Source organism: Mitsuaria sp. BK041, assembly GCF_014193085.1.
In the GTDB taxonomy this organism is placed as follows: Bacteria; Pseudomonadota; Gammaproteobacteria; order Burkholderiales; family Burkholderiaceae_C; genus Roseateles.
Genome location: NZ_JACHYT010000001.1, coordinates 2044658 through 2070225, shown reverse-complemented (window position 1 = coordinate 2070225; position 25568 = coordinate 2044658). Strand labels below are relative to the sequence as shown.

Below are 25568 nucleotides of genomic sequence, written 5' to 3'. Positions count from 1 at the left end.
GCCGCTCAGCGGCTGAGCACCTTCGCGATCGCCCGCACCAGCGCGGTGCGGTCATAGGGCTTGGGCAGCAGCTCCCAGCCCAGGGCGGCCTCCGGGCCCGACCCCAGCAACTCGGCGGAGAAGCCGGACACCAGCAGCACCGCGATGTCGGGCCAGGCCTGCTGGACGGCCCCCGCCAGCTCCGTGCCCCGCATGCCGGCGCCCAGGGCGATGTCGCTGACCAGCAACTGCGGCCGCTCGCCGCCCTCGCCCCCGTCAACGCGGTCCGCGACCTCGCGCAGGTGCCGCAAGGCCTCCTCCCCGCTCGCGCAGGCCACGACCCGGCACCGCAGGTCGGTCAGGAAGCGCCGCGCCACCGCGCGCACTTCCGCGTCATCCTCCACCAGCAGCACCCGCAGGCCCGCCGGCACCGTCTCCACGACGGCATCGCCGTCCAGCGCGCCCTCCGGCGCGTCCGGCGGTCGGGGCAGGATCAGCGTGAGCGTCGTGCCACGGCCCGGCGTGCTGTCGATGGCGAGCGCCCCGCGGGACTGCCGCGCGAAGCCGTAGACCGTGCTCAGGCCGAGTCCCGTGCCGCGACCGGCCTGCTTGGTGGTGAAGAAGGGCTCGAAGGCCCGCTCCTTGACGTCCTCCGGCATGCCGACGCCGTTGTCGGTCACCGCGATGCGGACGTAGCGCGCCGGGCCGTCCGGATCGGGCGGTGTCCCGTCTTCCTCCAGCTCCCGCCGCAGCTCCGGCGGCACGGCGCCCAGCGGCGCAGCCTCGAAGACCAGCTCGCCGCCCTCGGGCATGGCATCGCGCGCGTTGATCGCGATGTTGAGCAGCGCCGACTCCAGCTGCGCCGGATCGGCCTGGACATCGGGGCAGTCGGGCGCCACCTCGATGCGGATGCGGATGCGCTGGTCCAGCGTGCGGCGCAGCATGTCGGCCAGCGATCGCATCATCGCCGCGACGTCGACGCTGGCCGGCTGCAGCATCTGCCGGCGGGAGAACGCCAGCAGCTTGCCGGTCAGCTCCGCGCCGCGTCGCGAGGCCCGCGTCGCGGCCGCCACCAGTTGCGGCGCGAAGCCGTCGTCGGTCACCGCCGGCAGGTCGGCCAGCACCTGCAGGTTGCCCTGGATCACGGTCAGCAGGTTGTTGAAGTCGTGCGCGATGCCGCCGGTCAGTTGCCCGACCGCCTCCAGCCGCTGCGAGTGATGCAGCGCCTCCTCGGTCTGCGCGCGCTGCAGGCAGGTGCCCAGCAGGTTGGCGACGGACTCGAGGAAACGCAGCTCCGCGTCGCCAAAGCGCTTGGCCTGGCGCGAACGCACCGCCAGCGCGCCGACCGGCCGGCCGCGGTCCGAGAGCGGCACCGACAGCGCCGACACCAGGCCCTCGCGGCGATAGGCGGCCGGCACGGCGAAGCGCGCCTCGCGTCCGTAGTCCTCGACGATCACCGGCCGGCCCTCGGCCAGCACGAAGCCGGGCGGCGTGTCGGGCCGGTTCGGCACCACGGCGCCCAGGCCCTCCTCGGCCAGCAGGCCGACGCCGCCGGCCACGCGCAGCGTCGAGCGGCCGGGATCGAGCAGGAACACGATCGCGAGTTCGACCTCCAGTGCCTGGGCGGCGATCACCGGCGCCTGCTGCAGCACCTCCTGCGGATCCAGCGCGTCGACGGCGATCCGGCCGAGCTGGGCCAGATGCTCGCTGTAGCGGGCCCGCTGCAGCGCCTGGCGCACGCGCGGGTACTCGGCGACGCTGCGGATCGACGCCATCGTGTAGGGCAGTCCGAGCGGCTGCAGCGGGCTGAGCGCGATCTCCACCATCACCTCGGAGCCGTCGCGCCGCCGCGCGACCAGCTCGGTCGCCGTGCCGCCCATCGGTCGCGCGCGGGGCGCGCTGCCGTAGGCCTGGCGATAGGCCGCGTGGCGCGGGCGGATGGCATCGGGCACCAGCATCTCGACCGGGGCGCCGACGAGCTCCTCGTTCGCGTAGCCCAGCAATTGCGACACCGTCGGATTGGCCAGGCAGATCCGTCCGCTGCCGTCGACCAGCATCAGCCCGTCCGGCGACGCGGCGAACAGCGCGCGGAAAACGGCGTGTTCCTCGACGCCAGGCGGCCAGGTCGCCATCGCCATCTCAGCCCGAGAGCGTCGAGGTCACCCTCGGCGCGAAGAGATAACCGGCGCCGCGCACCGACTTGATCCACTGGCCTTCGCCCGACTCGGCGCCGAGCTTGCGGCGCAGCCGCCCCACCTGCACGTCGATGGTGCGGTCGAAGGGGCCGGACTCCCGGCCGCGCGTCTGCTCCAGCAGGAAGTCGCGCGACAGCACCCGCCCCGGATGCAGCAGGAAGGTGTGCAGCAGGTCGAATTCGCCGGTGGTCAGCGCCACCTCGGCGCCGTCGGGGCCGGTGACCAGGCGCGCCGCGAGGTCGACGGTCCAGCCCTCGAAATGCAGGCGCTCCCGGCCGGCGGACAGGTCGTGGACGATCTCGCCGCCCGGCCAGCGCGCGCCTCCCGGGGCCGGCACGCCTGGCGCGCCGGAGGCCGGCGACGCGGCACCCGATGTCGCCGGCGTCCCCGCACCGGCGGCCGCATCGGGACCCGGTGCCAGTCGTCTCAGCACGGCCTTCACCCGCGCGACCAGCTCGCGCAGGTCGAAGGGCTTGGTCACGTAATCGTCGGCGCCGACTTCGAGCCCGACGACCTTGTCCACCGCGTCGCCGCGCCCGGTCACGATCACCAGGCCGCAGCGCCAGTGCTCCCGCAGCTGCCGCGCGATGACGAACCCATCCTCGCCCGGCAGGCCGAGGTCGAGCAGCACCAGGTCGGGTGGATCGTCGGCCATCAGCGCCATCAGCGCGCGCCCGGTGTGCAGCTGCGTCGTGCGGAAACCGTGGGTGGCGAGGTAACCGGCCAGCAGCTGGGTGATGTCCACCTCGTCGTCGAGGATCGCCACGTGCGCGGGCGCCGGCGCGGGGGCGCTCGGCGAGGAGGACGGGGAGGTTCCGGGCGTGCTCATTGGGCAGGCATTCTAGGAGGGCGTCCCGCCCGCGGGCCGCCTGACCGAACGCATCGCCCGGGCACGCCCCGACAGGCGCCTGGACACGCGTCGGCGCGTCCGCGCGGATCAGGCTCGGATCAAACGTTCGAGCGTGCGCGTCAGGCGGTCCAGGTCGATCGGCTTGACCATGTGCTCGTCGAAGCCGCTGCTCAAGGCCTTGTCGCGGTCGGACGCCTGGCCGTAGCCGGTCAGCGCGATCAGCCGCGGCGCGCCCGCGCCCAGCTCGTCGTGGATCAGCATCGCGAGCTGGTAGCCGTCGATGACCGGCATGCCGATGTCGAGCACCGCCGCATCGAAGCGCGAGCCACGCAACCGGTCCAGCGCCTCCTGCGGCAGCGTGGTGGTGACCACGTCGTAGCCGGCGTAGCGCAGCGCCAGCCCCAGCGTCTCGGCGGCGTCGCGGTTGTCGTCGACGACCAGCACCCGCCCCTGCACCGGCGGCAGCGTGTCCAGCGCCTCGGCCGCGGGGCCGGGTTCGGGCGGCGCCGCATGGATCTCGGCCGGGAGCGTGACCCGGAAAGTCGCGCCCAGCCCCGGCCCCTCGCTGTGCACCGCCACCTGGCCGTGATGCATCTCGACGAGCTGTTTCACGATCGCCAGCCCGATGCCGAGCCCGCCCTTGGAGCGGTCCAGCGTCGTCGAGCCCTGCTCGAACAGTTCGAACACGCGCGGCAGCATCTCGGCGTCGATGCCGGCGCCGTTGTCCTGCACCTCGATCACCAGCGCCTGCCCCTCGGCCCGCGCGGCGACGCGGATCTCGCCGTTCGTCGGCGTGTACTTGGCGGCGTTGCTGAGCAGGTTGACCACCACCTGCCGCAGCCGCGCGCGATCACCGACCAGGCGCAGCTCCGGCCCGACCTCGCAGGCGACCCGCAACTGGTGGTTGCGTTCCTCGAGCAGCGGGCTGACGCCCTCGATCGCGTCGCTGAGCAGGAAGGGCACGTCCACCGGCTCGCGCGACAGCTCGATCTTGCCGCGCGTGATGCGGGTGATGTCGAGCAGGTCGTCCACCAGCTTGGACAGATGGCCGACCTGGCGCTCGATGATCTCGTGCTCGCGCGAGAGCTGGCCCGTCTGCAGCCGGATCAGGTGCAGCGCCGTGGAGATCGGCGCCAGCGGATTGCGCAGTTCGTGACCGAGCATCGCCAGGAACTCGTCCTTGGCGCTGGCGGCGCGCTCGCGTTCGTGATCCAGCCGGGCGGCATGCAGGCCGGTGGAGGCCAGCGTCGCCGCCGCGCGCATGAAGGCGCTCTGGTGGGCGGAGGGGAAGTCCGGTCGCGACGAGCCGAACCACAGGCTGCCCGCACGGCCCGCCGGCCCGAGGTAGAGCCGCACGACGCGCAGGGTGCCCAGCGGCGATTCAAGCGCGGTGGCGGTGTCGGCGGCGTCGGGCATCTGCCGGCAGGCGGTGATGAAGTCGGTCCAGGCATCGTGCGCGACGCGCACCCCGCCGAGCTGCAGCAGCGTCGTCGGCGCGGCGTCGGGCACCAGCGGCGCGTGCACCAGGCAGACCGCGGTGCCGACGATGCGGTTGACCGCCTCGGTCGTCAGCTGCAGCACGGTGGCGGCATCACGGCCCACCCACAGCGCGGGCAGCGCCAGCAAACCCATCAGGTCGCGCAGCGCCCGGTCGGCGGCGGACGGTTCTCTTTCTCGGGACATCGTCGTCATTCGGCACGCCGGCCTGGTGCCGGCACTGGAAGCGCCGCCGGTGCCGACCGTCCGCGGCGCCGGCCGGTGGCGCGACGCGCGAACAGCTCGCGCAGCATCTCGGCCGGCGGCGTGAAAAAGGGATTCTCGCGCAGCACGCCGCCAATCATCGTGAGCGGATGCGTCCGCAGCAGGTCCATCATGGTGGCCCCGTCCAGCGGCGCGAGGTCGTAGACGCAGATCGCCAGCTGCTGGTTCGTGTCCAGCACGCGATTGAGCCGCGCCTCGTATTCCAGCAGGTCCAGCCGGTCGATGCCGGGGCGAACCGCCCAGCCCATCTGCGCCATGACCCGCAGCCCGTCGAAGGCGCCGGACGCCGCGCCGCGCTCCGCCGTGGCGCGGTCCATCGCCTCGAGCAGGCCTTCGACGTCGAAGGCGCCCGCCTCGTCCGGCCATGGGCGCAGGACCAGTTGCCCGCGATGCTCGCAGCCCGGCACGTCGATGCCGGCGGCGGCCAGCCGCTCGCGATGCTCGTCCAGCCCGTCGGGTTCGACCAGGTGCAGATTGCACTCGTTGCGCGCCTGCGCCTCGCGGTAGAACGGCGCCAGCACCTGGCCGGCCTCCTCGCGGCTGTCAAAGAACGCGCAGATGTGGAAATGGGTGGTGATCACTGCTCTCTCATTCCATCCGGGGGCGCTCGCGCCGCGGATGTCCTCCGACCCGAGGTGTGGCGGCCAGGTAGCTGGCTCTTGTGAGTTAGGCTGGTGATGTTAGCCTTGATGAGTATGTGCGACCCGCAACCGCGCAAGGAGTGTCCCCATGGAGCCTGTCGTCCACCCGTTCTCGGCGCTGTTCGAGCAACTGGGACTGCCCGCCGCCGAATCCGACATCCGCGCCTTCATCACCCGCCACCGTCCGCTGCCCGGTGACGTGAAAGTCCAGGACGCGCCGTTCTGGACACCGGCCCAGGCCAAGGCGCTGCGCGACATGCTGCTGGAGGACGCCGACTGGGCGCCGGTGGTCGACCAGCTGAACCTGGCGCTCCACTGACTTGACGCGGGACACGCTGCCGGGGCCGCCAGCCCTGGACGACCGGCTCGCGCGATGGGTCGGCCTCGGCGCCGCGTGCGCGGTCCTCCTGCTGATCGTGCTGCTCGCCGGCTGGGCGGCCAGCCTGCCCGGCGGCTTGCTGGCCGCGGTGCCCGCGGTCAGCCGCTTCGAACTCCGCGAGGTCGCGCCCGGCGACCCGGACGGCCGCGGCCCCGGCGGCCGGCTCGTCGAGGCCCGGGAGCGGCTCGCGCTGCCCGCGTTCATCCGCACCGACGGCGACCAGTCCCTGCACCGCGCCGTCTTCGAGATCGACCTCGACCCGTTCATCGGCCCGGAGGATGGATTCGACCCCGCGCGCGACGGCGACCCGGCCACGGCGCACCGTCCGCCCGCCAAGAGCCTGGTGCTCTCGCAGGCGATCAACGGCGCGGACATCTACCTCAACGGCGTCTGGATCAACGGGCTGGCGCAATCCAGCGCGCGGGCCCGCTTCATGTGGTTCCGCCCGCTGGTGGTGGAACTGCCGCCCAAGCTGCTGCGCCGCGACGGCCCGAACCGGGTCACCCTCGAAGTGAACAGCTGGGAGCCCTACTTCACGATCGCGCCCGTGCTGATCGGTCCGGCGGATCACGCCGCCTACGTCGCCGAGTCGATCCATTTCCTGTGCCGCACGCTGGCGAACGCGTCGCGGGGCTTCTGCCTGCTGGCCGGCCTGTTCATGGTGGGCGTGTGGCTGGCCAATCGCAGCGATCCCGCCTTCGGGCTGCTGGGCGCGGCGTCGCTGATCTGGGCGGCCGTCTACACGCTGTCGCTGTGGATCTACATGCCGGCCGGGTGGCGCCCCGCCTGGCTCTGGGCCTTCTACCTGTGCGCGGGCGCGCTCAACGTGCTGCTGATCCAGTTCATCCTGCGCTACATCGACCAGCCGCTCAGCCGCCGCGCGCTGACGACGCTGGTGGCCATCTCAGCCGGCGCGGCGACGGTCTGGCCCTTCCTGGGACAGGTGGTCGAGTGGGACCTGGACATGTTCTGGATCTGGGTGCTGGTGCCCTTCCAGGCCTGGGCGATCCTGCGGCTGGCGCGCCACGCGTGGCGCACCCGCAGCAGCGACGCGGTGCTGCTGCTGGTCGTGGTGCTGGCGGCCGGCGCGCTCATCCTGCACGACTACAACGTGCTGATGCAGCTGGTGCGGCGCGCACCCCGAGAGGACGACGGGACGCTCATGCGCCTGCTCACCGCGCCGATCTACCTGACCCACCTCGCCCTGCCGCCGCTGCTGATCGTGATGGCCCGGGTGCATCTGGCGAAGTTCCGCGTCAGCGTCGAGCATGTGCGCGAGGCCAACCGCATCCTGGCCGAAGCGCTGCGCCGGCGCGAGATGGAACTGGCCGTCAGCCACGCCCGGCAGCGCGACCTCGAGCGCGGCGAGGCGGCGCAGGAGGAACGCGAGCGGATCTACAGCGAGCTGCATGACGGCATCGGGTCGAAGCTGGTGCGGACGATCTTCAGCGTCCGGGATGGCCGCCTCGACCGCGATCAGGTCGAGCGCGGCCTGCTGGACGTGCTGCAGGGCGTGCGCGAGGTCATCAGCGAGACCGACACCACTGAGCACCGGCCGATCCAGGACATCCTGTTCGACTACGGCGTGGATCTGGACGCGCTGCTGAGCGCGCCCGATTTCCAGGTCAGCTACGACATCGAGAACGACCGCGAATGCGTGCTGCTCGGCGGGCTGTCCAAGGAGGTGATGCGGATCGTCGAGGAGAGCGTGGCCAACACGCTGAAATACGCCCGCGCCTCGCGCCTGAACCTCTCGCTGCGGCTGGACGGCGACGTCCTCGTCGTGGTGGTCGAGGACGACGGCCAATCCGCCGCCGGCCCCGCACCCGCGGTGCGGCCGGCGTTCGGCACCTCCACCGGGCAGGGGCTCATCAACATGCGCGAGCGGGCGCGCCGCATGGGCGGCGAGTACCGCTTCGAGCGCGGCCCGGACGGGGCGCGTTCGACCCTGACCTTGCCGCTGGTGGCGGCCGTCGCGGCACCGCGCCACGAGGTGGTCGCTCCTCGCTGACGGGCGCCGCCGGGCAGCTGTGGCGGCTTCGCTTTTGCGAAACGTCAAATCAAAGTGAATATTCGACGACACGCCGGAGCCATTGCCCTTGACGCGAATATCTCCAGCTGATCCAAATCCACGAAAATTCGCCTCCACGGAATATCCGATGGAAACTCGATCGCGGCGATACAAACACTAGCCAAGCGAGGAATTCACCATCGGAAAGGTGAGTATCGGCGTCGCGCCAGGCAAGTACTGAACGCGGGCTGTGCCGCTCAATGGCCCGGCTGCAGCCGATGCCGCTCGCCCGCATGCACGTCGCAGGCCTCGGCGCAGGCGCGGCAGGCTTGCGCGCAACGCTTGCAATGGGCATGGGAATGCCGCTCGCACTCCTCGGCGCACGCTCGGCACAGGTGGGCGCACAACGCGCAGAAGTCACCGTGATGCTCGGACTCCCGGGAGAGCGCGCCCAGGGTGGCCTCGCAGAGGGCGGCGCAATCCAGGTTCAGCAGGGCGCAGGCTTCCAGGGTGCGGTCGCCGGAACGGATACAGGCGTTCGCGCATTGCCGGGTCGCGAGCAGCGCCTCGGCGCAGGCCCGCATGCAGGGCTCCAGGTCTTCAGAAGGGTTAGTCATGACGACTCCTCGGGGAAGGGGTGAAGACGGGATGTTGGCAACCGACATTCCCCGCCGGCCTCCGCTGGCCAGCACTACTCAAATTTGCTAGTCGCAATTCGGCATCCAGGGGCAGCAGATCAAAGAGTGACAAAAGGCTAGCAAATGAATGCTATTGTTGGCCGGCGAGACGAGAAAGGAAACTAAGCACCGAAGCAAAACCACTCCACGGAGTTTCCGGTGCTGACTCAAAACCCCTGCCCAGCGACGACCTGGATCCATATTCCCGGTTCGAAAACCTGGCGATATATCGCGATCGCCGCGACCCTCTCCGCCACCGCCGTCCCGGCCATCGCCGACGACGCCTCCGCGGCGATCCCCGCGCCTGAAGCCGCGGCCTCGGTTGCCTCGGCCCCCAGCCAGCCTGCCGTAACGCCTCCCGCGTCCCACTGGGGCGCCGCGATGGACGACTTCCTGCTGACCGCCCTGGCCGAAGATCCTTCGATCGAGCGCGCGCGGGCGTCGATCACCGCGGCCGAGGACGGCATCACCGCCGCGAAATGGCAGTTCGGCCCGTCGCCCAGCATCAGCCGGGAACTCGCGGGCGGCACCCATCGCTATGTGAACGTGGTGCGCGTGCAGCAGCCGCTGTTCAGCGGCGGCCTGCTGACCGCCAACCTCAGCGCCGCCCGGACCGCCCTGCGCGGCAGCCAGCAGGAATTGCTCGCGGCGCAGCTGCAGCTCAAGCTCCGGATCGTCCAGACCTGGGCGGACTGGGCAAAGGCGCGCGGACGCGTCCAGGCGCTCGAGACGCTCCAGGACAGTCACCGCCAACTCCTGGACATGATCCGGCGCCGCCACCAAGCCGGCGTCGCGACAAAGGCCGATGCAGCGCTCGCGGCCTCCCGGGAAAGCGCCGTCCAGGCCGAACTGGCCCAGGCGCGGCTCGAGGAAGGCCTGCAGCGCGACCGCCTCGCCCGCCTGGCGCGCCGCCCGGTGGAGCCGTCGCTGGGCGCGGCGCTCGACGGCGCCCAGCCGGCCCCGCCCGAGCTGCACCAGGTGCTGGACCGCATCCAGCTCTCGCCCGAGATTGCGCTGGCTCGCGCCAACGTCGACCTGGCGCGCGACGAACTGGCCAAGGCCAAGGCGGCGCTGCTGCCGACCATCAGCCTGCGCCTGGAGCACCAGAGCGGCGCCTACCGGGACCAGCGCGTCGGCCTCGTGTTCCAGGCGGGCCTGCAGGGCGGGCTGTCGGGACTCGCCGGCGTCAACGCCGCGCGGGCCCGCATCGCCGCCGCGGAGGCCGCGGTCGACGCGACCGAACAGGACCTCCTGGGCAACTACCAGCTGGAGTACACGCGCTTCGCCGCCGCCGGCGCGTCGTTGCGCAACGCCGAGCTCACCGCCGCCACAGGCGAAGAGGTGCTGGCGTCCTACCGCCGGCAATTCGACGCCGGCAAACGCGCCTGGCTGGACCTGCTGAACATGGTCCGCGAAGCCCACGCCACCCGCCAGACCCAGCGCGACGCCGCGATCGACGAACGCGCCGGCCGTTACCGCCTCGGCCTGCTGCTGGGCGACGCCGCCGCTGGCGACTGACCGCTCGCAGCCTGCATCCCCCTCGTCGCCCTCATTTCAGGATCCGCCATGACCGCCCTCCTCTCCTCGTCGTCCGATTCGACGACCGCGCCGCCGCCCGCCTCCGACGCGCTTGCCGCCGTCCTCACCCAATGGATGCGCATCACGGGCCGGCCCGTTCCGATCGAACGCATCCGCCAGCACGCCGCGTCGTCGGCGCTCGCGGGGGACGGCCTGGACGCGGCGCGCGAACTTGCCGGGCGAGTGGACGAGCAGACCCGGTTCGTCGTCCTGCCGGAACCCCAACGCGCCGCGTTGCCCCTGTTGTGCCATCACGCCGAACACGGCTGGCAAGTGGTGACCGCCCGCACCGCGCACGGCCTGTGGACCTGCGCCGGCGCCGATGGCGTCCATCGCGAGCTCGTCCTCGACGACATTCCCTGCCTCCACGCCATCGCCGACGCGGACCGTGCGCCGTCGAGCGTCACCAGCGCGCGCCGCATGATGCTCTCGCAGGTCCGCGGGCAATGGCCGATCTTCATGGAGGCCGCCGGACTCTCCCTGGTGCTGGCCACGATCGGCATCGCGATCTCCTTCTTCTCCATGCAGGTCTACGACCGGGTCATTCCGAACCAGGGCGTCCAGACCCTGTGGGTGCTGACCGCCGGCGTCGGCCTGGCCGTGCTGATCGAGTTCCTGCTGAAGCTGGCCCGGGCCTCGCTGCTGGAGCCGCGACTCAAGCGCCTGGACGTCGGCATCTCCAAGGCGCTGATGGCCCGCCTGAACGCGGTGCGCCTGGATCAGCGCCCGGGCTCGGTCGGCACGCTCGCGTCGCAGGTCCAGAGCTTCGAGTCGATCCGCGGGATCCTGTCGACCAGCACGCTGTTCCTGCTCTTCGACATGCCGATGGCCCTGATCTTCGCCCTGGTGATCGCGGCGATCGGCGGCTTCTGGATGGCGCTGCCGGCGCTGGTGCTGTTCGGCGTCACCGTGCTGACCGGCCTGCTGCGCGCCCGGCGCATCGTCCGCCTGACCGCCAGCAACCAGTCCGGCGCGAACGCCAAGACCGGCCTGCTGGTGGAAACCATCGAAGGCACGGAGTCCATCAAGGGCCTGGGCGCCGCTTGGCGCTTCGAGGCGCGCTGGGCCGGCCTGTGCGAAGTGAATGCCACGCAGAGCCTGGCCCTCAAGCATGAAAGCGACACCACCTCCTACATCGCCGCGGCCCTGCAGCAGGCGAGCTACGTCTCGCTGATCTGCGTCGGCGCGGTCCTCGCGATCGAGGGACACCTGACGCAGGGTGCGATCGTCGCCTGCTCGATCCTCTCGGGCCGCGTGCTGTCGCCGCTGGCCTCCATCCCGCCGCTGCTGGTGCAACTGGGCAGCGCGCGGGCCTCGATGAAGGCGCTCGACGCCATCTTCAAGCTGCAGGTCGACAACGAGGCCATCGAGCGCCCCATCGTCCCCGAGACCCTCCGCGGCGAGCTGCGATTCGACGACGTCGAGTTCGCCTACCCCGGCCAGAAGGACCCGCTGCGCATCGGTCATCTGCACGTCCGTCCGGGCGACAAGGTCGCGATCCTGGGCACCGTCGGCGCCGGCAAGACGACGCTGCTGTCGCTGGCCTGCGGCCTGTCCAAGCCGACGCGCGGCACGGTCTACCTGGACGGCGTGGACCAGCAGCAGATCCACGCCGGCTGGCGTGCGTCGCATCTGGCCTACGGGCCGCAGCACGCCTGGTTGTTCGCCGGCACGCTGCGCGAGAACCTGCTGTTCGGGCTGCCCGACGTCAGCGACGACCTGCTGATGGCGGCCTGCCGCAAGACCGGCCTCTGGCCCATGGTGACGCAGCACCCGCTGGGCCTGGACCGGAAGCTGTCCGAGGGCGGTCGCGGTCTGTCCGGCGGCCAGCGCCAACTGGTCGCGCTGACCCGGCTGGTCCTGGCCGACCGTCCCCTGTGGCTGCTCGACGAGCCGACCTCCGGGATGGACGACGCGCTGGAACAGTCGACGGTTCGCCTGATGAAGCAGCTCCTCAAACCCGAGGCGACCCTGCTGCTGGTGACGCACCGCCTCTCGATGCTGGCGCTGGTCGATCGCGTGATCGTGCTGACGCCGCAAGGCGTGGCGATGGACGGGCCGCGGGACGAGGTCATCGCCCGCTTGCAGGGCCGCGTCACCGCAACGGCCACCTCCCCCACGGCCGCCGCGCCCGCCCCGCCCGCCATCCGCGCCGTCGCGACGGCGTCATGACCCCGTCTTCCGGAGATCCTCATGAAACACACGAATGCGCCGCACGACGGCCAGACCCGGGTCCGCTGGACCGTCATCGCCACCGTGGCGGCCCTCGGAGCCGGCCTGTGGTGGGCCTCCCAGGGCGAGATCGAACAGGTGACTCGCGCCGGCGGCAAGGTCATGGCATCCTCCCGCACACAAGTCATCCAGGCGCCCGACGGAGGCGTGGTGGAACGTCTGTTCGTGCATGAGGGAGAGGCCGTGCGCAAGGGCGACCTGCTGGTCCAGCTGGACAACACCAAGGCCAGCGCCGCGTTGGCGGATTCGAGCGAGAAGGCCGCGGCCTTGCAGGCCTCGCTGGCGCGACTGCGCGCCGAGACGCTCGGCACGCCCTACCGCCCCGCCGGCGCCGGGGCCTTCAACGACCTGCAGCGCCGCTTGTATGAACGCCGCCAGACCGCGCTCCAGGAAGAGCTGGCGGTGCTGTCCAAGTCCGCCGACCTTGCCCGGCGGGAAGTCGAGCTGAACGAACCGCTGTTCAAGGCCGGCGACATCAGCGCCGCCGAGTTCCTGCGCCTGCAGCGCGCCGCGAACGAGGCGGCCGGCCAGGTCACCACTCGCCGCAACCGCTTCCTGCAGGACGCGCAGGCCGAACTGGCCAAGACCGAGGAAGAGCTCGCCAGCGTGCAGCAGATGCTGAACGACCGCCGCGGCAACCTCGAGCACACGGCGCTGCGTGCCCCGGTGGACGGCGTCGTCAACCTGATCACGCTGACCACGGTGGGTGCGGTGCTGCGCTCCGGCGACGAAATCATGCAGCTGCTGCCCACCGGCGACGACCTGATCATCGAAGCCCGGCTGCGCGCGGCCGACATCGGCTTCGTCCGTCCCGGCATGCCGGCGACGATCAAGCTCGACGCCTTCGACTACAGCATCTACGGCGCCCTCGACGGCGTCGTGACCTACGTCAGCCCCGACGCGCTGACGGAGCGCACGCCGCAAGGCGAGCAGCCGTATTACCGGACCCACATCCGCGTCAGCGGCAAGCGCTTCAAGGGCGCGAAGGCCGAGCGCGTCGTGATGCAACCCGGCATGACGGCCACCGTGGAGGTCATCACCGGCCGCCATACGGTGCTGGACTACCTGCTCAAGCCCGTCAAGAAGACGATGTCGGAGTCCCTCGGCGAGCGCTGAGGCACGACCCACTCCTCGATTCCACAACAAACCGAACCATCAGGGGATTCACACATGATCACTGTCACCATCATCGAAGACGACGCGACGGTTCTTCAACGCCTGATCGACGTCGTGTCCGCCAGCAGCGCCTGCCAGATCGTGGGCATCGGCCGCAACCGCGGCGAATCGGTCTCCGCGATCCTGGCCAACCGCGCCGACATCTACCTGGTCGACCTGGGCCTGCCCGACGTGGACGGCATCGACCTGATCAAGCTGATCGCCGAGAAGTGCCCCGACGCGCGAAGCCTGGTGATCAGCACCTTCGGCGACGCCAAGCACGTGATGCGCAGCCTGCGCTCGGGGGCTTCCGGCTACCTGCTGAAGGAAGAGATCCAGCCCAGCCTGATCGACAAGATCATCGCCACCCACAACGGCCACGCGCCGCTGAGCCCGGCGGTGTCGCGCCTGGTGCTGGACAAGCTGGAAAGCCTGGAGACCGGCGTGAAGCCCAAGGTCGACCGCGTCCAGAAGCTCAAGGAGCTGGGCCTGGGCCAACGCGAATGGAGCGTGCTGAACCTGCTGATCGAAGGCCTGCCCATCGTGGACATCGGCAACCGCCTGTCGATCTCGCGCTTCACGGTGAACCAGCATCTGCGCTCGATCTATCGCAAGCTGAATGTGAACTCCCGCGCCATGGCGACGAGCGTCGCCCGCATGCATGGCCTGATCGACGACTGAGGCGGCTGCGGCCGGTCGCCGCACTTCCGCGAAAAAGCCGCCCGAGGGCGGCTTTTTCATGCGGTGTCGGAATGCGGTGTCGAATGCGGCGCAAGGCCGCATCGACGGCCGCGGCGCTCACAGGCGAGGCGCCTCCAGCGGGCCGGCGCGCCGCACGACGGGCTTCGCTGCGGCCGACGCTCCGTTGCGTCCACCTTGCCGCAGGCGCATGCGCAGCAGCTGCCGGCACATGTAGAACGAGGCCCGGTCGGCGTCGGTCGGCGATCTCACCCGCCCCTGCTCCTTCAGGCGCCGCTGGCCCTGCGCGAGCTCCTCGCGCAGGAGGGCGCTGAGCTGATGCTCCCGGCCGTGGATGGCGGCAAGGCCGAACACCGACAACCACGCGACCAGGACGGGGCGAGGCAGCGAGGCCAGCAGTTCCGCCAGCGACTCGGAGGTGGCCACGCTCTGCGCGGCATGGATCTCCTGCACGCGCAGCAGCCGCGCGACCAGCGAGGGATGCAGGCCCGCGACCATGGCCAGCGTCGCGGCGCAGGCGCCCGAGGCGGCCAACTGCAGAAGCTGGGCGACCACCCGTGCATCGGTCTCCGGCAATGCCGGCACGGCGACCGTCGCGGGGCGCGCGATGCCATAACCCTGGAAGAAGTCGGCACCGGCACGCAGCGCGCGCTGGTGGGCTTCATCGTTGTCGACCTTCTCCGCGATGACCGCCAGGCCAAGCTGATGGGCATGGCGGATCAAGGATCGCAACGCCAGCGGCGCGAGGCCCAGCATGTCGATCTTGGCGAACTGGGCCCAGGGGGCCAGCGCCCATCGGGGATCGTCCAGGCTGACGATGTCGTCCAGCGCGAAGCGGTAGCCCCGGCCATGAAGGTCCTCGATGCGCTGCATCAGGGCCGTGTCCACCTCGACCGTCTCCAGCAGCTCGATGACGCCGACGTCGGGCGTCATCGCCTCGGCGATCGGACCCATCAGCGTGCGACCGTCCATGTTGACCAGCAGGTCCCCCAGCGGATGCTCCGCGGCGGTCGCGCTGGTCAGGAGCGCGCCGTCGATCAGCGCGTTGGACAGCACGGCGGCGGTCGCGTGGGCACCGAGTTCCGGGCCGACCGGGCCATCATCGCCATTCCAGCGGAACAGCAATTCGGTCGCGACGACACGACCCGTGCGATCGATGATCGGCTGGCTGGCGTAGCGGACGTGGGGTACGTGGGGTACGTGGGGGTTGGAGCGTTCGCGCGACGGGACGGGCGGCGAAGTCGATGACGCATCGCTGACGGGGATGCGGCCGGTATCGGAGGGGCGGGACATGACTTTCCGCGGAGTGGAAGAACAAGGCTTCATGCTAGGAATCGCCCACTCGACACCAAATAGCAAACACCTGTCATCCCTGACCACCGACTAGCAGTTATAGGTGGGTTGCGCTGACTGGGATCAAGGCATCGCGCGGGCGCCGCGCTTGCCCCTGGCGATCAACGTCGGGCGCGCGTGCGCTGGAACTCCGGCGCGGCGCGCGCGCAACTCATCCGCCGGCCACGGACGGACCACCGCCGCGCGGGCGACATCCGCGCGGATCGGTGGGACCGGCTCCGCGGCCGTTGGGTTTTCTTATCCGGATCACAAGGAGAAACGACATGCAGATGCGACACCCTCGTCTGGCCGTGGCCGCCCTCGCGGCAGCCGTCCTGGCAGGCTGCGCCAACATGGATGAACGCCAGCGCGGCACCGCCGGCGGCGCCGCGATCGGCGCGGTCACCGGCGCGGTGATCAGCTCGGCCACCGGCGGCAAGGCCGGCACCGGTGCGCTGATCGGTGGCGCCGTGGGCGCGGTGGCCGGCAACGTCTGGTCGCGCCACATGGAGGACAAGCGTCGCGCGATGGAGCAGGCCACGCAAGGCACCGGCGTCGAGGTGACCCGGACCGCCGACAACCAGCTCAAGCTCGACGTCCCGAGCGACATCTCGTTCGCGACCAACAGCGCGACGCTGGAGCCGCGCCTGCGCCCGGTGCTGGACGCCTTCGCCAACGGGCTCAACAGCAACCCGTCGCCGACGGTGGTGCGCGTCGTCGGCCACACTGACAACACCGGCAGCGACGCCATCAACGATCCGCTGTCGCTGCGCCGGGCCGAGAGCGTGCGCGGCTACCTGGCCGATCGCGGCGTGCGGGCCGACCGGATCGAGGTCGCCGGCCGGGGCTCGCGTGAGCCGATGGTGTCGAACGACACCGCCGAGAACCGCGCGAAGAACCGCCGCGTCGAGATCTTCCTGCGCGAGCCGCAACAAGGCTCCGGCGGCTGAACGGCGGCGCGCCCGGTGTCCACCGGGCGCGGCTGCCGACGGTCCTCATGACGGGGTCCTCATGACGGCGCCCCGGCGGCGCCGCCCACGACGCCGGCAACGAAGAATGGCCTGCCACCCCGGCACAGGGGTGGCAGGCCTTTTCGCATCGGGCCCGTTGGAATGCTCCGCGGCCCGGTGCGAGCGACGCGGGGCGCGTCAGTGCGCCGGCTTGGTGGGCTCGGGTCCCATGTGCGGGCCAGTGCGATGCAATGCGCCGCCCTCGCCCTCCCAGGTGGTCATTTCCTCGGGTTTCCCGTGCGAGGTCTTCAGGCGCTGCTCGGTGCGCCGCGCCTGCCATTGCCACAGCGCGTAGCCGGCCAGGCTGGACAGGGCCAGGGGGACGAGTCGTTTCATCAGCATGGTGTCGCTCCTCGGCGATCGATCAGCGCGCCGGCGCGCTGGCCTTGGGCTGGCGCGGCGGCGGCACGTCGGGACCCGGACGCATCGGCGCGCTGGGCGGCGCCGACGGCGTACCGGCGGCGGTCGGGTTCTCCTGCACCAGGCGTTCGATGCGCGTCAGGATGCCGCCGCTCTGCACGCTGCCATCGCGGGTGCCCTGGCCCATGACCATCATCCGGCAGTCCTCGCGGTCGGCCTCGGCGACGCGCTGGCAGCGCAGCATCGCGTTGTTGGCCAGCTCCTGCGTGCTGGCGGTGCGCAGGTTGCCGCGCATCGCCTCCTGACGGGCGGCGCCGGCCTCCTTGAGACAGGTCGCCTGGCTCTGGCCGGTCTTGCCGGCCAGGCAGTCCGCGCGCTCCTTCTCGTAGATGCGCTGGATCTCCGACTTGGAGGAGTTGCCGGCGGCGAAGGCCGGCGCGGCCACCATCATCACGGCCGACAGCACCGCGCCAGCGGTCACCAGCGCGGCGGTGGACGGCGACGAGAGGGTCTTATTGAGCTTGATCATCTTGAATCCTTTCCGGCGCGGGGCGCCACGGAGTCGGACGTCGGGAAGGGAGGATGAAGCAAGGCTAGGCCGATGCGCGGGCCGCGTCTGTCGTACCGCGCCGGTGCCGTGTGTAGGACGAGTCCGGCAGCGCCGCGACGGCGCCGCCGGGCACTTTCAAGGCGGTCCCTGCGCGGGCGCGCGCTGCGGCGTCATGTCCTACATCCGGACGTGGACCCTGCTGATCCCCGCTCGCGCCGCGGGGCGCCAACATGCCCTGCAAGCGCCGCGCCGCGGCCGTTCACCTGAAAGGATTCGTCATGTTGAAGTGGGCCTTGATCTTCGCCGTGATCTCGCTGGTGGCGGGCGTGCTCGGCTTCACCGGCATCGCCGCCGGCGCCGCCGGCATCGCCAAGATCCTGTTCGGGATCTTCCTGGTCATCTTCCTGGTGCTGCTGGTGCTCGGCATCACCGGCGTGAACGCGCTGCGAAAGTGACCCTCCCTCCGTTTTCCGCATCCAGAGGAGCCCGCCCATGAACGCCCCTGAACACAAGCACCTGCAGCTGGACGAGCAGGCCTTGCAACGCGCTCGCCAGCACCTGGACGAAGGCCCGGTCACACCCAGCTACGGCCCGTGGCGCGACGACGTGATCCGCCTGCTCAACGACGCGCTGGCCACCGAGCTGGTCTGCGTGCTGCGCTACAAGCGCCACTACTTCACCGCGCACGGTCTGAACTCGCCCCGCATCGCCGAGGAGTTCCTTGAGCATGCGACGCAGGAAGCCGTGCATGCCGACCGCCTCGCCGAGCGCATCGTGCAGCTGGGCGGCGATCCCGACTTCAAGCCGGACTCGCTGACGAGCCGCAGCCACGCCGAGTACGACGAGAGCAAGGACCTCAAGGCCATGCTGCGCTCCAACCTGGTGGCCGAGCGCATCGCCGTCGAGGCCTATCGGCAGATGATCCAGCTGATCGGCGACAAGGACCCGACGACGCGCCGCATCCTCGAGGAAGTGCTCGCCGAGGAGGAAGAGCACGCCGACGACCTGGCCGACCTGCTGAGGGATTGAGCGATGCGCCGGCGCGTCGCGGCCCTGCTGCTGGTGCTCGGCGCGAGCTTCGGCCTCGTCGCCTGCGGCACGCCGCGTCCGCCGGTCAACGGCCGCGTCCCCGAACCGCCGGCGTCGGCGCCCGCGCTGACGCGGGTCGCCGCGCAGGTGGACGTCGTCGGGCCGCGCGGACCCATGAACCAGGCCAGCCGCGAGCAGGCGCTGCGCGCGGCCGCCGCCCAGGGCAAGGCCGAGCTGCTCAAGCGGCAGATCGCCGCCATGTCCTCGTTCGGCGATGTCGACCTCTACGCCGGCAATGAAGCGTCGCTACTGGTTGACGGACCGGCCACCTTCGCCGCGATGTTCGCGGCCATCGGCCAGGCGCGCCGGCAGATCGTGCTGGAGAGCTACATCATCGAGGACGCCGACGTCGCGCAGCGCCTGGCCGACCTGCTGCTGCAGCGCCGGGCGGAAGGGGTCGAGGTCGCGCTGATGTACGACGCCATCGGCTCGATGGGCACGCAGGACGCCTACTTCGACCGCATGCGCCAGGGCGGCATCGCCGTCTGCGCCTTCAACCCGGTCAACCCGCTCAAGCGCGCCCGGTATCACAAGATCACCCACCGCGATCACCGCAAGATCCTGGTCGTCGACGGCGAGACCGGCTTCACCGGCGGCATCAACATCAGCGCGGTCTACTCCTCCGGCTCGGGCGGCTTCGGCAGCCGGGGCTCGTCGCGGTCGCCCCGGCCGGCGGCGGCTGCCAGCGGCGCCGACGGCGAGGCCGGCAAGGAGGGCAAGGCCGGCGACAACGGCTGGCGCGACACCATGATCCAGGTGCGCGGCCCGGCGACGCGGGCGCTGCACACGATGTTCCGCGAGGTCTGGGCGCAGCAGCAATGCGAGGGCACGGTCACCGCGATCGAGCCGCCGGCCGGTCCGCCGCCCGGCCGCCAGTTGATGCGGGTGATCCCGTCGACGCCGCAGGACACCGAGAACCGCATCTACACGCTGCTGCTGGGCAGCATCCGCGCGGCGCAGCGCAGCGTGTACCTGACGATGGCCTACTTCGCGCCCGGCCAGGACATGGTCGACGCGCTGTGCCAGGCCGCCGACCGCGGCGTCGACGTGCAGCTGATCCTGCCCTCACGCAGCGACTTCTCGCCGGTCATGCACGCCGGCCGCAGCCATTACGAGCGCCTGCTGAAGTCCGGCGTCCGCATCCATGAATTGCAGGAGGCGGTGCTGCACGCCAAGACCGCGGTGATCGACGGCGTCGTCTCCACCGTCGGCTCCAGCAACATGGACTGGCGCAGCTTCGTCTACAACAACGAGGTCAACGCCGTCGTGCTGGGCGAGGACTTCGGCGACGCGATGACCCGCATGTTCGAGCGCGACCGCGCCGCATCGCAGGCCATCGACCTGCGACGCTGGCAGGACCGCGGCGTCTGGCAGCGCGGCAAGGAATTCTTCTCGAGGATGTTTGAACAATGGTGGTGAAGGACGCGCCCGCGGGCGAACCGGGCGGCATGCCGCCGGGACCGGCCCCTCGACGACATCGGCACCGGCACGGGTGGGCGATGGGCCTGCTCACGCTGCTGGCGATGCTGCTGGTGGCCATCGGCGTCTGCGAATGGCTGGGCTGGCCCTTCCTGCGCCGTCCGGCGGAGCAATGGCTGAGCCAGAAGCTGGACCGCCAGGTGCGCTTCGACGGCGTCGAGGGCCAGGACTGGCAACTGCGGCTGATCGGGCACCTGCGGCTGCGGGCGCACAGCGTCACCGTCGCCGGTCCGAGCTGGAGCACGCTCGGCGGCCCCACGCTGCAGGCGCAGGATGCCGCCCTCACGCTGCGCTACAGCGACCTGCTCGCACTGCGCCATGAGGGCCAGGCCTTGCGCGTGAAGGCGCTGCGGGCCGGCGAGCTGGCGCTGCGGCTGGAACGCGATGTCGAAGGCCGCGCCAGCTGGCAGTTCGGCGATCAACCGCCGAGCGACACCCAGGTGCGAAAACGCCCCCGCGTCGACGGCATCCGCTTCGACCTGCTGGAGGTCCGCCAGGGCACGGCGCTGGTGGACGACAAGATCCAGCGGCTCTCGCTGCTCGCACGCTTCGCGCTGCGCGAGACCTGGACGACGGCGGAGCAGGCCGCCAGCGCCGCAGGCGCCGGGGCCTCGGGCGCGACCGCCCGACGCGCGTCGCCGGACTCGCCGCCCGGCGTGGCCGCCCGCGCGGCCAGCGCCGCGGCGTCGGGCACGCGCCTGGCGGTCGACTTCGGCGAGCGCGTCGCGGGCAAGCCCAAGGGAGCGTCCGCGCCCGCTGGCGAGCCGGGCCCTGGGGAAGGCGGCCGCTATGGGGTGACGGCCCATGCCGAGGGCCACTTCCGCGACCTGCCGATCAAGGCCTCGCTGCAGACCGGCTCGGCGCTGCCCTGGCTCTCCTCCGACCCGAACGCGCCGGCCGTGCCGGTCACGCTGCGCGGCAACATCGGGCAGGCGCGGCTGAGTTTCGACGGCGAGGTGCGCGACCTGCTCGTGAGCCAGGGGCTGGCGGGCGACTACACCCTCAGCGGCCCGTCGCTGGCCGCGGTCGGCGAGCCGCTGGGCGTCACGCTGCCGACCACACCGGCCTTCTCGATGCGCGGGCGGCTTACCCGCGAGGGCACGCGCTGGACCACCGCGGTGCGGCAGGCCACGATCGGCAAGAGCCAGCTCAGCGGTGAATTCCAGTACGACAAGCCCGAGAACGCCGTGCCGACGCTGACCGGCGAGCTGCGCGGCCGCGAGCTCTGGCTGGCCGACCTGGGCCCGGCCGTCGGCGTGCCGGCCGAGCCGGGCGCCCCGCGGGCGAAAAAGGCCGCGTCGCGCGTGCTGCCGGACAAGCAGTTCGACCTGCCCTCGCTGCGTGCGATGAACGCCAACGTGAACGTGAAGCTCGCGCGCTTCGAGTCCGGCTCGGCCCTGCTGCAGGCGGCCGAGCCGCTGAACGCCCGCATCGTGCTGAAGGACGGCGTGCTGGAGCTGCGCGACATCGACGCCCGCGTGGCGCGCGGCCAGGTCGCCGGCCTGATGCGCCTGGACGGCCGCGAGCCCAAGGCCCAGTGGCAGGCGCGGCTACGCGTCAGGGGCGTGCATCTGGAGCAGTGGCTGAACCTGGAGCGCAAGAACGGACAGCGCTGGGTGACCGGCGTGATGGGCGGACGCATCGCGCTGGATGGCGTCGGGCGCTCGACGGCGGAGCTGCTGGCCAGCGCCGACGGCCGCATGGTGCTGTACTGGACCGATGGCACGGTGTCGCACTTGATCGTCGAGGCTGCCGGTATCGACATCGCGCAGGGCCTGGGCCTGCTGGTGCGCGGCGACGACGCCCTGCAGGTGAACTGCGGCGTCGCCGATCTGCGGGTCAAGGACGGCATGGTGACGCCGCGGCCGATGGTGGTGGACACCAAGGATTCGGTGGTGCTGGTCGACGGCGACATGTCGCTGGCCACCGAGCGGCTGAACCTGGTCGCCAAGGTCGATCCGAAGGACCGCAGCCCGCTGACGCTGCGCACGCCCTTGAACATCCAGGGGACATTGGGCGATCCGCGACTCAGCCTGCAGAAGGCCCCGCTGCTGCGCAAGCTGGTGCCGGCGGCGGTGCTGGGCGTGGCCGTGGCGCCGCTGGCGGCGATCGTGCCGCTGATCGACCTGGGCGAGGACCCGGACGATGAAAGCCTGCGCGCGCTGTCCGAATGCAACGCCCGGCTGGCGCCCGTGTCGAAGCGGAGGCCGGGATCGTGATAATGGGCGCCTCCCATATGCCCACGCCCATGTCCACCGTTCCCGTCATCGATCCGACGCCCGGCACGCTGAACTGTTTCCTGGTCGAGGACAGCCCGCTCATCCGCGAGAACCTCGTGGCGACGCTGCAGGAGATGCTGGACCTGGCCGTCGTCGGCCAGGCCGAGGACGAGGCCGCCGCGCTGCGCTGGCTGCATGACGAGGCGGTCCCCTGCGACCTGCTGATCATCGACCTGTTCCTCAAGCGGGGCTCGGGCATGTCGCTGCTGCCCAAGGCCCGGCTGCTGCAGCCCGAGGCCAAGCTGATCGTGCTGACCAACTACGCCACCGTCGACATGCGCCAGCGCTGCGAGCAGCTCGGCGCCGACCGGGTATTCGACAAGTCCAGCGAGCTCGACGAGCTCATCGCCTACTGCCTGGACCTGGCGTCGTCGAAGGCGTGAACCGCCACTGAAGTTCGCTGGTGGGCGTGAGGCCGCTGGCGCTCAGTGCGCCCCGCCCGCGTCCACCGGCGCGCCCATCTTCGGCGGGCGCTTGGTCAGCCAGACGAAGGCGATCAGCACCAGGAACAGGATCGCCGAGGCCAGGAAGATGTCGTCCGCCGCCCGGGTGAAGGCCTGCTGGTCGACCAGCCGGTTCAGGTAGGCCAGCGCCTGGTCATGGCTGAAGCCCTGGCGCTGCAAGGTCTCGATCGCCTGCGTCTCCGGCACGTCGCCCAGCGCCAGGCGCTCCGCCAGGTGATGGTGATGCAGCGTCGCGCGGTTCTCCCACAGGGTCGTGGAGATCGACGTCCCCATCGCCCCCGCCGTGATCCGGACGAAGTTGGACAGGCCCGCCGCCGCGGCGATCCGCTCCGGCGTGATACCTGACAGCGTCAGCGTCGTCAGCGGGATGAAGAAGAAGGCCAGCGCCCCGCCCTGCAGGATGGTGGGCACCATGATGGCGGCCAGGTCGGTGTCGGTCGTGAACTTGGAGCGCATGAACAGCACGATCGCGAACACGACGAACGCGAAGCTCGCCATCGCGCGCGGGTCCCACGTCGACACCTTGCGCCCCACCACCGGCGACAGCAGGATCGCCAGCACGCCCACCGGCGCCAGCGCGAAGCCCGCGGCCGTGGCGGTGTAGCCCATGTGCTGCTGCAGCCACAGCGGCAGCAGCACGACGTTGCCGAAGAACAGCCCGTAGGCGATCGACAGCACCGAGGCGCCGAACAGGAAGTTGCGCCGCGCGAAGAGCCGCAGGTCCACCACCGGATGGTCGTCGGTCAGCTCCCAGACGATGAACACCGCCAGGCCCACGACCGCGATCACGGCCAGCGCGACGATCTGGTTCGACGCGAACCAGTCGAGCTCCTTGCCCTTGTCGAGCATCACCTGCAGCGAGCCGACCCACAGCACCAGCAGGGCCAGCCCGATGGTGTCGATCGGCAGCTTCTTCACCGGCGTCTCGCGCGTCCGGTAGATGCTCCAGGTCAGGCCGGCCGCGAACAGGCCGACCGGGACGTTGATGTAGAAGATCCACGGCCAGGTGACGTTGTCGGTGATCCAGCCGCCCAGCAGCGGCCCCACCACCGGCGCCACCAGCGTCGTCATCCCCCACAGCGCCAGCGCCGTGCCCGCCTTGTGCTTGGGATAACTCGCCAGCAGCAGCGTCTGCGACAGCGGGATCATCGGCCCGGCCACCAGCCCCTGGAACACCCGCGCCGCCACCAGCATCTCCAGCGAATGGGCGAAGCCGCACAGCCAGGACGCCAGCACGAACAGCAGCACGCTCATCGTGAACAGCCGCACCGCGCCGAAGCGCTGGGTCAGCCAGCCGGTCAGCGGCACCGAGATCGCGTTGGCCACGCCGAAGCTCGTGATCACCCAGGTGCCCTGCACAGGGCTCACGCCCAGATCGCCCGCGATGGCCGGCAGCGACACGTTCGCGATGGACGAGTCCAGCACATTCATGAAGGTCGCCAGCGACAGCGAGATCGTGCCCAGCACCAGGGCCGTGCCGGTCAGCGGCGGCGGCGCGGCCGGCGCGACCGGTGCGGCGGACGGCACGGGCGCCGGTGCCGCATCCATGGAAGTGGAATTGCTCATTGCACGCGCGTGGTGGTCGAGGCCGAGGTCGAGGTCCTGGCGGCGGCCGCCTTGCCGAGGTTGGCCGCGATGATGCGGTTCACCTGCTCGTCGGCGGCCTTCTCCTGCGCGTCGAAGATCGTCGTCTGCAGGCGCGGCGCGCTGGCGCCGGTCGCGGCGGCCAGCATCTGGCCGCCCTGCTCACGGACGTCGACCTGCACGTCCATCGACAGGCCCACGCGCAGCGGGTGCTCCTGCACTTCCTTCGGATCCAGCGCGATGCGCACCGGCACGCGCTGCACCACCTTGATCCAGTTGCCGGTGGCGTTCTGCGCCGGCAGCAGCGCGAAGGCCGCGCCCGTGCCGGCGCCCAGGCCCTGGACCGTGCCGTGGTACTCGGTCTTCTTGCCGTAGACGTCCGCCTCCAACGTCGCCTTCTGACCGATGCGCAGCTTGGCCAGTTGGCTTTCCTTGAAGTTGGCGTCGACCCAGACCTGCTGCAGGCCGACCACCGCCATCAGCGGCGCGCCGGCGGCCACGCGCTGGCCCAGCTGCACCGAGCGGCGCGCGACCCAGCCGTCCACCGGCGCGATCAGCTCGGCGCGCTGCAGCGCCAGGTAGCTCTCGCGCAGGCGGGCCGCGGCGCGCAGCACGTTGGGATGGTCCTCGACCTTGACGCCGTCGGTCAGCACCTGGTTGGAGGCCAGCTGGTCCTTCGCGGCCTGCAGCGCCGATTGCGCGGCGGCGGCCTGCGCGCGGGCGGCGGTCAGCTGCGACTGGGCATGCTCCAGCTCTTCCTTGCCGACCGCGCCGGTGGCGATCAGCGGCTGGCGGCGGGCGACGTCGGCCTGCAGGCGCTCCATGTCGGAGGCGACGCGCTTGAGGTCGGCCTCGCGCACCTTGACCTGCGCTTCCAGGCCGCTGTTGTTGGCATACAGGGTGCGGACCTCGCGGACCGTCTGGGCCAGCTGCGCCTGCGCCTGCTCCAGCGCGACGCGCGCATCGACCGGGTCCAGGCTGACCAGCTTCTGGCCGGCCTTCACGAAGTCGGTGTCGTCGGCATAGACGGCACGGACGGTGCCGCCCACCAGCGGCGTGATCTGCACGACGTTGGCCTGCACGTAGGCGTTGTCGGTCGTCTCGTAGCGGCGGCCGACGATCCATTCATAACCGCCATAGACCAGGCCGGCGACGATGACGGCGGCGGCGATGACGGTCAGGCCCTTCTTGCGGGCGCCGTTCTTGGCGGGAGCTTGCGTGTTGTTCGGGGGCGTTGCGCTCATGGTGTGCTCTGCGGAATGTC

The 25568-nt window shown here is 71.0% G+C and carries 22 protein-coding genes; 12 read left to right on the top strand and 10 right to left on the bottom strand.

Features of this window, described 5'->3' with window-relative positions; genetic code table 11:
- Positions 1-5: 5 nt before the first annotated feature.
- The 4 genes from FHT38_RS09090 to FHT38_RS09075 form a co-directional block, all read right to left on the bottom strand.
- Positions 6-2111 (bottom strand): ATP-binding protein, encoded by a 2106-nt coding sequence (locus tag FHT38_RS09090; protein ID WP_255488635.1) that lies wholly within the window; start codon positions 2109-2111, stop codon positions 6-8.
- Positions 2112-2118: 7 nt separating this feature from the next.
- Positions 2119-3003 (bottom strand): response regulator, encoded by an 885-nt coding sequence (locus FHT38_RS09085; protein ID WP_183491381.1) that lies wholly within the window; start codon positions 3001-3003, stop codon positions 2119-2121.
- A gap of 108 nt (positions 3004-3111) precedes the next feature.
- Positions 3112-4707 (bottom strand): ATP-binding protein, encoded by a 1596-nt coding sequence (locus tag FHT38_RS09080; protein WP_183491379.1) that lies wholly within the window; start codon positions 4705-4707, stop codon positions 3112-3114.
- A gap of 5 nt (positions 4708-4712) precedes the next feature.
- Positions 4713-5366 (bottom strand): MEDS domain-containing protein, encoded by a 654-nt coding sequence (locus FHT38_RS09075; RefSeq protein ID WP_183479279.1) that lies wholly within the window; start codon positions 5364-5366, stop codon positions 4713-4715.
- Positions 5367-5514: 148 nt separating this feature from the next.
- Here FHT38_RS09075 and FHT38_RS09070 point away from each other — a divergent pair, with 148 nt between their 5' ends.
- Positions 5515-5745, top strand: a complete 231-nt coding sequence (locus tag FHT38_RS09070; RefSeq protein WP_091724430.1) for a DUF2789 domain-containing protein — start codon at positions 5515-5517, stop codon at positions 5743-5745.
- Position 5746: 1 nt separating this feature from the next.
- Positions 5747-7816, top strand: a complete 2070-nt coding sequence (locus FHT38_RS09065) for a sensor histidine kinase (protein ID WP_183491377.1) — start codon at positions 5747-5749, stop codon at positions 7814-7816.
- A gap of 257 nt (positions 7817-8073) precedes the next feature.
- Here the strand turns inward: FHT38_RS09065 and FHT38_RS09060 are convergent, their stop codons facing one another.
- Positions 8074-8400 carry a four-helix bundle copper-binding protein gene (locus FHT38_RS09060; protein ID WP_091724428.1) on the bottom strand — a complete coding sequence of 109 codons (327 nt, stop codon included), beginning with the start codon at positions 8398-8400 and terminating at the stop codon, positions 8074-8076.
- 474 nt (positions 8401-8874) lie between these two features.
- Between FHT38_RS09060 and FHT38_RS09055 the strand changes: the two genes are divergently transcribed.
- Genes FHT38_RS09055 through FHT38_RS09040 form a run of 4 tightly spaced genes read left to right on the top strand, consistent with a single transcriptional unit; the run spans position 8875 to position 14139 of the window.
- Complete coding sequence (locus FHT38_RS09055; RefSeq protein ID WP_183491375.1) at positions 8875-10011, top strand: TolC family protein; 1137 nt, start codon at positions 8875-8877, stop codon at positions 10009-10011.
- A 48-nt stretch (positions 10012-10059) separates the two neighbouring features.
- Positions 10060-12243 (top strand): ATP-binding cassette domain-containing protein, encoded by a 2184-nt coding sequence (locus tag FHT38_RS09050; RefSeq protein WP_183491373.1) that lies wholly within the window; start codon positions 10060-10062, stop codon positions 12241-12243.
- Between the two features lie 21 nt (positions 12244-12264).
- Complete coding sequence (locus FHT38_RS09045) at positions 12265-13419, top strand: HlyD family type I secretion periplasmic adaptor subunit (RefSeq protein WP_183491371.1); 1155 nt, start codon at positions 12265-12267, stop codon at positions 13417-13419.
- Between the two features lie 54 nt (positions 13420-13473).
- Complete coding sequence (locus FHT38_RS09040) at positions 13474-14139, top strand: response regulator transcription factor (protein WP_091724424.1); 666 nt, start codon at positions 13474-13476, stop codon at positions 14137-14139.
- A 117-nt stretch (positions 14140-14256) separates the two neighbouring features.
- Here the strand turns inward: FHT38_RS09040 and FHT38_RS09035 are convergent, their stop codons facing one another.
- A complete protein-coding gene (locus tag FHT38_RS09035; RefSeq protein ID WP_183491370.1) occupies positions 14257-15450 on the bottom strand; it encodes an EAL and HDOD domain-containing protein in 1194 nt (397 codons plus the stop codon).
- Between the two features lie 329 nt (positions 15451-15779).
- Here FHT38_RS09035 and FHT38_RS09030 point away from each other — a divergent pair, with 329 nt between their 5' ends.
- Positions 15780-16439, top strand: coding sequence for an OmpA family protein (locus tag FHT38_RS09030; RefSeq protein WP_091725254.1), 660 nt, complete (start codon positions 15780-15782; stop codon positions 16437-16439).
- 198 nt (positions 16440-16637) lie between these two features.
- Here the strand turns inward: FHT38_RS09030 and FHT38_RS09025 are convergent, their stop codons facing one another.
- Together FHT38_RS09025 and FHT38_RS09020 are read right to left on the bottom strand one after the other, a co-directional pair.
- On the bottom strand, positions 16638-16841 hold the full coding sequence (locus FHT38_RS09025) for a hypothetical protein (protein ID WP_091724422.1): 204 nt from the start codon (positions 16839-16841) through the stop codon (positions 16638-16640).
- 22 nt (positions 16842-16863) lie between these two features.
- Positions 16864-17388, bottom strand: a complete 525-nt coding sequence (locus tag FHT38_RS09020) for a hypothetical protein (RefSeq protein WP_183491368.1) — start codon at positions 17386-17388, stop codon at positions 16864-16866.
- 299 nt (positions 17389-17687) lie between these two features.
- Between FHT38_RS09020 and FHT38_RS09015 the strand changes: the two genes are divergently transcribed.
- From FHT38_RS09015 to FHT38_RS08995, 5 genes are read left to right on the top strand one after another with little or no spacing between them, the layout of a single operon-like run.
- On the top strand, positions 17688-17864 hold the full coding sequence (locus FHT38_RS09015; RefSeq protein ID WP_084452206.1) for a DUF1328 family protein: 177 nt from the start codon (positions 17688-17690) through the stop codon (positions 17862-17864).
- Positions 17865-17901: 37 nt separating this feature from the next.
- Complete coding sequence (locus FHT38_RS09010; protein ID WP_091724420.1) at positions 17902-18438, top strand: bacterioferritin; 537 nt, start codon at positions 17902-17904, stop codon at positions 18436-18438.
- A 3-nt stretch (positions 18439-18441) separates the two neighbouring features.
- Positions 18442-19917, top strand: coding sequence for a phosphatidylserine/phosphatidylglycerophosphate/cardiolipin synthase family protein (locus tag FHT38_RS09005; protein ID WP_183491366.1), 1476 nt, complete (start codon positions 18442-18444; stop codon positions 19915-19917).
- Entirely contained in the window at positions 19908-22196 is a 2289-nt protein-coding gene (locus tag FHT38_RS09000; protein WP_183491364.1) for an AsmA family protein, read from the top strand. Before FHT38_RS09005 ends, FHT38_RS09000 begins: the two co-directional genes overlap by 10 nt.
- A gap of 29 nt (positions 22197-22225) precedes the next feature.
- Positions 22226-22639 carry a response regulator transcription factor gene (locus FHT38_RS08995; protein WP_091725252.1) on the top strand — a complete coding sequence of 138 codons (414 nt, stop codon included), beginning with the start codon at positions 22226-22228 and terminating at the stop codon, positions 22637-22639.
- A gap of 42 nt (positions 22640-22681) precedes the next feature.
- Here the strand turns inward: FHT38_RS08995 and FHT38_RS08990 are convergent, their stop codons facing one another.
- The gene (locus FHT38_RS08990; protein WP_091724417.1) at positions 22682-24286 is read right to left on the bottom strand and encodes a DHA2 family efflux MFS transporter permease subunit; all 1605 of its coding nucleotides are present in this window, start codon (positions 24284-24286) and stop codon (positions 22682-22684) included.
- Positions 24283-25548, bottom strand: coding sequence for an efflux RND transporter periplasmic adaptor subunit (locus FHT38_RS08985; protein WP_091724416.1), 1266 nt, complete (start codon positions 25546-25548; stop codon positions 24283-24285). The genes FHT38_RS08990 and FHT38_RS08985 overlap by 4 nt, the downstream gene beginning before the upstream one ends.
- Between the last annotated feature and the right edge of the window lie 20 nt (positions 25549-25568).